The organism is Actinomadura sp. NPDC049382 (genome assembly GCF_040677125.1).
Classification (GTDB): Bacteria; Actinomycetota; Actinomycetes; order Streptosporangiales; family Streptosporangiaceae; genus Spirillospora; species Spirillospora geliboluensis.
The window spans coordinates 1-6,666 of sequence record NZ_JBFARO010000225.1 but is presented as its reverse complement, the minus strand read 5'-3'; the positions used below and the strand labels follow the sequence as shown (position 1 = coordinate 6,666).

The 6,666-nt window shown below is 74.6% G+C and carries 4 protein-coding genes and 1 pseudogene; 4 read left to right on the top strand and 1 reads right to left on the bottom strand.

What is annotated here, in order from left to right; all coding sequences use genetic code 11:
• A pseudogene (locus AB0K34_RS45680) lies at nucleotides 1-623 on the bottom strand (PucR family transcriptional regulator); the annotation flags it as partial.
• 270 nt (nucleotides 624-893) lie between these two features.
• On the opposite strand from AB0K34_RS45680, the gene AB0K34_RS45675 reads away from it, so the two are divergent.
• The 4 genes from AB0K34_RS45675 to AB0K34_RS45660 all read left to right on the top strand — a co-directional run.
• Nucleotides 894-2,990, top strand: coding sequence for a catalase (locus AB0K34_RS45675; RefSeq protein ID WP_301177830.1), 2,097 nt, complete (start codon nucleotides 894-896; stop codon nucleotides 2,988-2,990).
• A gap of 520 nt (nucleotides 2,991-3,510) precedes the next feature.
• Entirely contained in the window at nucleotides 3,511-4,308 is a 798-nt protein-coding gene (locus tag AB0K34_RS45670; RefSeq protein ID WP_301177831.1) for an AfsA-related hotdog domain-containing protein, read from the top strand.
• A 17-nt stretch (nucleotides 4,309-4,325) separates the two neighbouring features.
• Entirely contained in the window at nucleotides 4,326-4,949 is a 624-nt protein-coding gene (locus AB0K34_RS45665; protein ID WP_301177832.1) for an isoprenylcysteine carboxylmethyltransferase family protein, read from the top strand.
• Between the two features lie 2 nt (nucleotides 4,950-4,951).
• On the top strand, nucleotides 4,952-6,666 hold a 1,715-nt coding region (locus AB0K34_RS45660), incomplete at its 3' end, for a PEP/pyruvate-binding domain-containing protein (RefSeq protein ID WP_364554772.1).

The window sequence follows — 6,666 nt, the reverse complement described above, 5'->3', positions numbered from 1 at the left end:
GGCCAGCCGGCCCGCGCCGACTGCTCGCGGGCGACCTCCGGCGGCGCCGGCGGGTCCGACAGCAGCAGGGACAGCAGCCGGCCGCGGCGCTGCTCGCGCTCCCCGGCCGCCTTCTCCCGGGCCCGCGCGTAGCCGTGCGCGGCGGCGGACGCGAGCGCGTCCAGGTAGGCGAAGTTCGCCTCCGCGAGCAGGGTGATCAGCGTGCGGGGGCGGCCGAGCCGCTCGGCCTCGACCGCCAGGTGCCGCCAGGCGATCCGCGACCCGACGCGCATCGCGTTCTGCAGGTGCTCCAGGCTCCGCCCCTCGACGGCCTCCCCGTAGCCGACGTCGAAGAAGACCTGGTACACCTCCTTCCACGAGGTGTCCGGGTCGGCGATCATCTGCACGAAGTGCTCCATGGCCTGCGCGACCGCGGCCTCGGCGACCCGCCAGTAGGCCGCGTCGCCCGGCCGGTCGTACTCGGGGACGTGCCGCAGCACGCCCGCGACCATCACGCCGAGCAGCTCCGGCAGCCGGGGCCGCATCCAGCGCGCCTCCTCCGCCGGGACGTCGCGCCACGGCTCCTCCGTCAGGCCCGCCAGGACCGGTGATCCGGCGTGCGCGTCCTCGAATGCCGCGGTCACCTCGCCACCTCCCGCTCACCCGCTGCGAAAGCGTCGTTTCCCGGGGGCAGACCACCCGGTCATCCCAACGTAGGCACCCGGCGTGGTCCGCGACACTCAGTCGCCCGCACCGTCCGCCACAGCATTTGTCAGCCCGTTGACAAGCGCCCGTGGAATCGCCGTGGAAGGGGTGCGGAGGACGGAAATCAAGTTCCGGTCAAAGCGCGCATGCCGCCCGGATCGGGGGGTAGCCGCCCCCACGTGTCCATTCACCGTTGAGGGAGCTGGAACATGGCTGATCCCGCCGACCGGGCGGACCGGAAACAGGAGCAGCTGGACCGCCGGCGGGTGAGTCCGGAGGGCGCCGCGCTCACCACCGACCAGGGGATCCGGGTCGACGACACCGACAACTCGCTTTCCGCAGGGGAGCGCGGGCCGTCGCTGTTGGAGGACTTCCATCTGCGCGAGAAGATCACCCATTTCGACCACGAGCGCATTCCCGAGCGGGTGGTGCACGCGCGCGGCGCCGGCGCGTACGGCCATTTCACGCTGCACGAGTCGCTCGCCGACTACACGACCGCCGAGTTCCTCACCGACACCTCGCTGACGACGCCGGTGTTCGTGCGGTTCTCCACCGTGGCCGGGTCGCGCGGCTCGGCCGACACCGTGCGCGACGTCCGCGGGTTCGCGACGAAGTTCTACACGCGGCAGGGGAACTTCGACCTCGTCGGCAACAACATGCCGGTGTTCTTCATCCAGGACGGCATCAAGTTCCCCGACTTCGTGCACGCGGTGAAGCCGGAACCGCCGAACGAGATCCCGCAGGCGTCGTCCGCGCACGACACCCTCTGGGACTTCGTGCAGCTGCAGCCCGAGACCATGCACATGATGATGTGGCTGATGTCGGACCGGGCGCTCCCGCGCAGCTTCGCGATGATGCAGGGGTTCGGCGTCCACACGTTCCGGCTGGTGAACGAGCGGGGAGCCGGGACGTTCGTGAAGTTCCACTGGAAGCCGAAGCTCGGCACCCACTCGCTCGCCTGGGACGAGACGCAGAAGATCGCGGGCAAGGACCCCGACTTCAACCGGCGCGACCTGTGGGACCGGATCGACGACGGCGACTTCCCCGAGTACGAGTTCGGCGTCCAGCTGGTGCCGGAGGAGGACGAGCACCGGTTCGGGTTCGACCTGCTCGACGCGACCAAGATCATCCCGGAGGAGGAGGTGCCGGTGCGGCCGGTCGGCACGCTGGTGCTGGACCGCAACCCCGACAACTTCTTCGCCGAGACCGAGCAGGTCGCCTTCCACCTCGGCAACGTCGTGCCCGGCATCGACTTCACCAACGACCCGCTGCTGCAGGCGCGGCTGTTCTCCTACCTGGACACGCAGCTGATCCGGCTCGGCGGGCCGAACTTCCCGCAGATCCCGGTCAACCGGCCGGTCGCCGAGGTGCGCAACCACCACCGCGACGGCTACCACCAGATGGACCTCCACCAGGGGCAGGCGAGCTACCACAAGAACTCGCTGTCGGGCGGGTGCCCGGCGGTCGGCGGCGCGGGCTCGTTCAGCCACTACCAGGAGCGGGTCGACGGCCGAAAGATCCGCAAGCGGAGCGAGAGCTTCGCCGACCACTACTCCCAGGCGACGCTGTTCTGGAACAGCATGGCCGACTGGGAGAAGGAGCACATCGTCGGGGCGTTCCGGTTCGAGCTCGGCAAGTGCGACCACAAGCACATCCGGGAGGGCGTCGTCGCGCACCTCAACCACGTCGACCACGACCTCGCCGTCCAGGTCGCCAAGGGCGTCGGCGTGGCTCCGCCGGAGGCGCCGGCGACGGCCAACCACGGCCGCAGCTCGCCCGCGCTCAGCCAGGCGAACTCGCCGGCGGAGTCCGTCCAGGGCCGCAAGGTCGCGATCCTGGCGGCGGACGGCGTCGACTCGGCCGCCGTCACCGCGGTCGGGGACGCGCTCACCGAGGCGGGCGCGGTCTGCGACGTCCTCGCCGCCGAGGACGGCTTCGTCCAGGCGGCCAACGGCGGCCAGGTCGAGGTCACCCGGGCCATGCCGACGGTCGCGTCCGTCCTCTACGACGCGGTGTTCGTGCCGGGCGGCGAGGAGAGCGTGCGGACCCTGGCGCAGGACGGCGACGCCGTGCACTTCGTCGCCGAGGCGTTCGTGCACTGCAAGGCCGTCGGCGCCCTCGACGCGGGCATCGGGCTGCTGGAGCGCGCCGGGATCACCGGGGTGCGGTTCGCCGACGGCGACGTCGTCAGCGACGCCGGCGTCGTCACGGGCGAGGGCGCGTCGGCCGAGTTCCCGCGCAGGCTGGTCGAGGCGGTCGCGGCGCACCGGCACTGGACGCGGGCCAAGGCGCACGTGCCCGCCTGACCCGCCGCACGGACCGGGCCCGGCCCGGGGGACTCCTGCCGCCCCCCGGGCCGGGCCTTCCGCATGGCCGCATTCCGCCAATTATTTGTGGGCTATCTCACAGGGCGTCCGGTATCCGTGCCGATTTGAACGATGTTTTGAAAATGTATCTTGTTCGACCGGCCCGGTAAAACGCTTCGGCGGGCGCGGTGAAACGCGCCGTTATCGCTCCGCATTGCGGCCGGGTGACGTGCGCGGTCGGCCCGGCCGGCCGCCGGCGCGCGCCCTGCAAGCGGACGCTGACATGCGGTTTCCGGCCCGGGAGGGCCGTGTGCGGCGCCCCAGCGGGGCCGCCGGGTTGCCGGACTGGGCAGCCCGCGGCGGCCCGGACTGCCCAGGGGTGCAGTTCATCCGTGCGCATTTCTGTAGCAAGATGACGGCCGTCCGGTCGGCATATCCGCCCCTTCCCGAGAACGGCGTCAGGCGGCGTTTTCGGCAGGCGGAGCCGAAGGCCCAGGGGCGGGTAATTGGAGGGGAGCCCATGACCGCGTCCGTTATCGAGCGATTCCGTGAGCTGGTCGTCGACGAGTCGGATCCCTTCTACTTCGACCATCCGCTCGACCACGTGCCGGGCATGCTGCTGTTCAGCGGCCTGCTGGAGCTGGCGGCCCGCGCCGACGGGCTGCGGGCGCGCGGGCGGCCGCCGGGACGCGTCGTCGCCGGCCTGGACTTCACCCGCTTCTGCGAGCTGGACCGCGGCACGACGCTGGCGTGCCGCCCCGTCCCCGGCCGCAACCGCGCCTGGACGGTCGCCGCGCGGCAGGCCGGCCGGGAGGTGTGCGGCGGCTCCATCGCGTTCACGGACGCCGACCCGGCGGCACCGGGCGCAGGGCCCGCCCCGGCGCCGGCCCGGCGGGCGGACGCCGGGCTCGTGCACCGGCAGCGCGCCGAGAACGTCCTGGTCGGCGAGCCGGTGCGGCGCGGGCGGGCCGTGGTCGAGTCGGCGGTGCTCCAGCCGGCGGGCGCGCCCGCCGCGCCGCGCGGCCCCGTGGAGATCATCGAGGCGGGCCGGCAGTTCGCCACGATGCTGGAGCACGAGGAGCACGGCCGTCCCATGGACGCGACGCTGCTGTGGGTGGCGCTGCGGGCGGACGTCCCGTACCGGGTCGGCCGCGACGTCCCGCTCGTCCTGCGCTGGCTCACCGCGCGGCCCGCCGGCCGCCGGTCGCGCTGCGCGGCGACGCTGGCGGACGCCGCGACCGGCGCCGTCCTGGGGTCGCTCACCTACGAGGCGTACGCGGTCGACCCGGAGCAGTACGCGCGGACCCGGGCCCGGTGAACGGCACCGTGAGGTTCGTGACGCTCGCGCCGCGCCTGCTGTTCGCGGCGGGCGCCGCCATCCTCGCCTGCGGCATCGCGCTGCACGCGGGCCGGGGCGGCGCGGTCGGGCAGGTCGCGGCGGGGCTGCTGGCCGGCTACCTCGGCTGGCTGCTCCTGGAGGCGCCGGTGACCTTCCGCCGCTCCGCCGCCCCGCCCGCCGACTCCCGCACGCTGCTCCCGTACGCGCTGGCCCGCGTCCTGCTGGTCGCCGGCGCGGCGCTGCGGCCCGCGCCCTGGGACCGCTGGACGCCGTGGCTGCTCCTGCCCTGCGCGGTGTTCGCGGCCGGGGTGGCGCTGCGGCGGGCCGCGATCCGCGCGCTCGGCCGGTTCTACTCCCACCACGTGGCGCGGCAGGCCGGCCACCGGGTCGTCACGGGCGGGCCGTACCGGACCGTCCGGCACCCGGCGTACGCGGGGATGCTGCTCGCCAACCTCGGCGTCACGGCCTTCTTCCCCGGCCCGGTGACCGTTCCGGCGCTCGTCCTGCTCGCCGCGGCCGTGGCCGGGCGGATCCGGGCCGAGGAACGGGCGCTCCGCGATGTCCCGGGCTACGCGCGGTACGCCGCCGCGACGCCCCGCCTGCTGCCGGGAGTGTGGTGACGATGGGCGAGATCGGGCTCAAGTTCGCGCGGCTGGAGGCGCTGCGCGCGGCGGGACTGCCCGTCCCGGACTTCTTCTGCCTGCCCGCGGGGGAGTTCGACCGGGCGCTCGGCGCCCTGGACCTCCCGCCGGCCTCGGCCGCGCCCGCCGCCGACTGGTGCGCCTCGGCGGCGTCGGCGCTGGCCGAGGCCGTCCCGGACGGCGACCTCGCCGCCGCCCTGCTGGAGGCGTTCGACGAGCGGATCGGCGCCGGCGGCACGGCGGCCGTCCGCGCCTGCGTCGTGCCGGGGAGCGGCGGCGGGGGAGAGGACTCCGAGAGCGACCCGTACGCCGGGATGAGCGACAGCTTCCTGTACGTCCCCCGGGACGGGCTGCTGGAGGCGGTCGCGCGCTGCTGGGCGTCGGCGTTCAAGCCCGAGGCGGTCCAGTACCGGACGCTCCGGGGCGTCGACCCCGCGAGCGCCAGGGTCGCCGTGGGCGTCCAGCGCATGGCGCGCGGCGACCGCTCGTTCGTCGCGTTCACCCGCGACCCCCGGGACGGGGCGCGGCTCCACGTCATCGCCGCCGCGCACGGGATCGGCGAGGGCGTCGTCCAGGAGAAGGCCGACGTCGACCACGTCTTCGTCGATCCGGTGACGGACGAGGTCCGTACCGAGGTTGTGGCCAAGCGGCGCATGGTGGGCCCGCCGCCGGACGGCGAGACGGGCCCGAGAGTGAGGGAAGTGCCTGCGGCGCTCAAGGACGCCCCCGTGCTGACCGACGAGGAGGCCCGCCGGGTGGCCGGACTCGCCGCCCGCGTGGAAGCGCACTTCGGCCGCCCGCAGGACATCGAGGGCACGTTCACCCCGGACGGCGCCGTCCACCTCGTCCAGGCGCGGCCGCTCGCCGCGAACCCCGAGGACACCGGCCCCCGCGTCCACTGGGGCGATCACAACATCACCGAGAGCTTCCCGGGCGTGTCGGGCGCGCTCGCCTACTCCCAGGCGCGCATGTTCTACGAGCTGGCCTTCACCGACCTGTACCGGCGCATGGGCGTGCCCGCGCGGCGGCTCCGCGCCGACGCGCACCGGCTGCCGCGCATGGTCGGGCACCTCGGCGGGCGCGTCTACTACCGGCTGGACGACTGGCAGGAGCTGCACGGCCGGCTGCCGGTGTTCGACCTGGTCCGCGCCGGCTGGGAGGAGGGCATGGGCATCACCGGCGAGGCCCGCGCCGAGCGCCGCCGGTCGCGGGTCCGGGTCGCCGCCGCGCTGCCGGGGCTCGCCGTCCGCGCGGCCGGGCACCGCCGCGCGACCGCGCGGTTCCTGCGCTGGTGGGACGGCGTCATGGCGGACGTCCACGACCCGGCCGCCCGGCCGCTCGCCGAACGGTCCCCGGAGGAGCTGATCGCCCTCTACCGGCGGGTGTGGGCGGAGGCGTCCGCCCGCTGGGGCGTCACCCTCGCCAACGGCGTCTACGGACTGCTCGTCCTGCGCGCGACGACCGCGCTGCTGCGCCGCTGGGCGGATGCCGGGCCCGAACTGCTGCCCGGCCTGCTGTGCGGCGGCCGCGAGAACCGCTCGCTCGCCGCCGCCCGCGCCGCCATCGCCCTCGCCGAACGCGCCGCGGAGATCCCCGACCTGAAGGCGGCGCTGCTCGCCGACGATCCCGCCGACGCGCGGGCCATGCGCGCCGTCTGGGACGACGTCGCCGCCGGCCGGCACGGCTCGCCCGTGGC

Excerpts from the sequence above, each read along its gene's own strand:
- AB0K34_RS45675 (WP_301177830.1), top strand. The coding sequence starts at position 894 with ATGGCTGATCCCGCCGACCGGGCGGACCGGAAACAGGAGCAGCTGGAC.
- AB0K34_RS45670 (WP_301177831.1), top strand. The coding sequence starts at position 3,511 with ATGACCGCGTCCGTTATCGAGCGATTCCGTGAGCTGGTCGTCGACGAG.